Annotated in this window: 1 protein-coding gene; it reads left to right on the forward strand. The window is 44.5% G+C overall.

Annotated elements, in window-relative coordinates; all coding sequences use genetic code 11:
- On the forward strand, positions 1–2721 hold a 2721-nt coding region (locus tag RM368_RS35260), incomplete at its 5' end, for a WD40 repeat domain-containing protein (RefSeq protein ID WP_322698363.1).
- Positions 2722–2845 lie beyond the last annotated feature (124 nt).

Here is a 2845-nt window from a genome sequence, read left to right on the forward strand (position 1 = left end):
TCAGAAGGTCAACTTCCACCCTCAGAAGGTCAACTTTCACCCTCAGAAGGTCAACTTCCACCCTCAGAAGGTCAACTTCCACCCTCAGAAGGTCAACTTTCACCCTCAGAAGGTCAACTTCCACCCTCAGAAGGTCAACTTCCACCCTCAGAACTCGGAACTCCGCAATATTTGATATCCATACTTAAAGAAAACGAACAGCGTAACCTCCGCACAGTCCTAATTTTCGATCAATTTGAGGAATTTTTCTTCGTTTACACCGAACCTGCACAAAGAAAGCAATTCTTTGAGTTTCTGGGAGAGTGTTTGAATGTTCTATCGGTGAAGGTTATCTTATCGCTGCGGGTAGATTACATCCATTACTTGCTAGAGTGCAATGATTTGTCCAGTCTCAAGATTATTGGCAATGACATTCTCAGTAATAATGTGCTTTACAAGTTGGGGAACTTCTCACCTGCTGATACCAAGTCAATTATTCAGCGTTTAACCGAAAATACTAGCTTTCATTTAGAACCTGCTTTAATTGAACAACTGGTACAAGATTTAGCCGGAGAATTGGGTGAAGTTCGTCCCATTGAGTTGCAGGTTGTGGGGGCGCAACTGCAAACAGAGAATATTACAACTCTGACAGAATATCGGCAGCGTGGCACTAAGGACGAATTAGTTAAGCGTTATTTGCATGAAGTTGTTAATGATTGCGGTGAAGAAAATCAGCAAGCAGCAGACATATTACTGTATTTGCTGACCGATGAAAAAGGAACTCGCCCGTTAAAAACTCGCGCTGAGTTGGAACGCGATTTGTTCGCATACTTCTCGGAGATCCCCCCAACCCCCCTTAAAAAGGGGGGCTTTAGTCTTTCAACCCCCTTTTTAAGGGGGTCGCCGCAGGCGGGGGGATCAGAGGCTAGGGAAGATAAAGCTGTTGAAATCAGCAAATTAGATTTGATTTTAGAGATTTTTGTCCAATCCGGTTTAGTGGTTTTGCTACCAGAAAACCCCGCCGACCGTTATCAACTCGTACATGACTACATCGCCACCTTTATCTGCCAGCAACAGGAACCGAAGTTAAAGCAGGTAATGGCGCAACTGGAAAAGGAACGAGAACAAAGAAAAATTAGTGAGACGAAACTGAATAAGTTTCTTAGACGCGCCCTTTTTAGTTCCGTCGCCGCAGGTTTAGGATTTGCTGGATTAGCAGTGACAACATTCCAACGGGAACTAGAGGCAAATATTAGTCAAATTAACGCCATCAATAATTCTTCTGAGGCCTTTGCTGTTTCTGGACAACATCCAGATGCTTTAATAACAGCCTTAAGGGCAGGTAGCAAACTCAAGCATACAATTTGGGCACAGCACAGAAGCGATACCCGAATGCAAACCGTGTTAACTTTACAGCAAGCGGTTTATTTAAAGCCAAATGAGAAGAAAGAAAACCGTGCGATCGAGGTGAATACTTTAGAAGGTCATAGCAGTTACGTCAATAGCGTCGCCTACAGCCCCAATGGACAACAGTTAGCTTCTGCAAGTTCTGACAAGACGATCAAAATCTGGGATGTCAGCAGTGGTCAACTCCTGAAAACCCTGACTGGTCATAGCGATACGGTCATTAGCGTCGCCTACAGCCCCAATGGACAACAGTTAGCTTCTGCAAGTTCTGACAAGACGATCAAAATCTGGGATGTCAGCAGTGGTCAACTCCTCAAAACCCTGACTGGTCATAGCAGTTGGGTCAATAGCGTCGCCTACAGCCCCAATGGACAACAGTTAGCTTCTGCAAGTTCTGACAAGACGATCAAAATCTGGGATGTCAGCAGTGGTCAACTCCTCAAAACCCTGACTGGTCATAGCAGTTGGGTCAATAGCGTCGCCTACAGCCCCAATGGACAACAGTTAGCTTCTGCAAGTTCTGACAAGACGATCAAAATCTGGGATGTCAGCAGTGGTCAACTCCTCAAAACCCTGACTGGTCATAGCAGTTGGGTCAATAGCGTCGCCTACAGCCCCAATGGACAACAGTTAGCTTCTGCAAGTTCTGACAAGACGATCAAAATCTGGGATGTCAGCAGTGGTCAACTCCTCAAAACCCTGACTGGTCATAGCAGTGCGGTCAATAGCGTCGCCTACAGCCCCAATGGACAACAGTTAGCTTCTGCAAGTGATGACAAGACGATCAAAATCTGGGATGTCAGCAGTGGTCAACTCCTGAAAACCCTGACTGGTCATAGCAGTTGGGTCAATAGCGTCGCTTACAGCCCCAATAGACAATACTTAGCTTCTGCAAGTGATGACAAGACGATCAAAATCTGGGATGTCAGTAGTGGTCAACTCCTCAAAACCCTGACTGGTCATAGCAGTGCGGTCATTAGCGTCGCCTACAGCCCCAATGGACAACAGTTAGCTTCTGCTAGTGCTGACAAAACAATAATTTTATGGGATTTGAATTTCGATAATTTATTACACAGTGGTTGCAATTTGCTGAATAATTACTTCATTGGTCATCCAGAAGTCTTAGAAGAGTTGCGATCGTGCCAAACTCCATCTCGTTTGGCGCAAGGGGCGACAGCGTTACTCATCCAAGGTGAGAAGTTAGCGCAAAATAATGATATTAATGGCGCTGTTGAAAAGTTCAACAAAGCAAAGCAGTGGGATAATAAATTAAAGTTTGATTCCCACACCAGAGCAAAAGAGTTGGCGAATCAAGGCAAGGTTGAATTGCAGTAGAATTCATGTTAAGAGATTACCAAGAGATACAGCAGATTGCAGGTAAGTGTAGTACAGTAAAACCAGTGCATCAAAGTTAAAAATGAAACCTTACTCCATTGATTTTCGGCAAAAAATAGTCAAA

The organism is Nostoc sp. DedSLP03, from assembly GCF_034530815.1.
In the GTDB taxonomy this organism is placed as follows: domain Bacteria; phylum Cyanobacteriota; class Cyanobacteriia; order Cyanobacteriales; family Nostocaceae; genus Nostoc.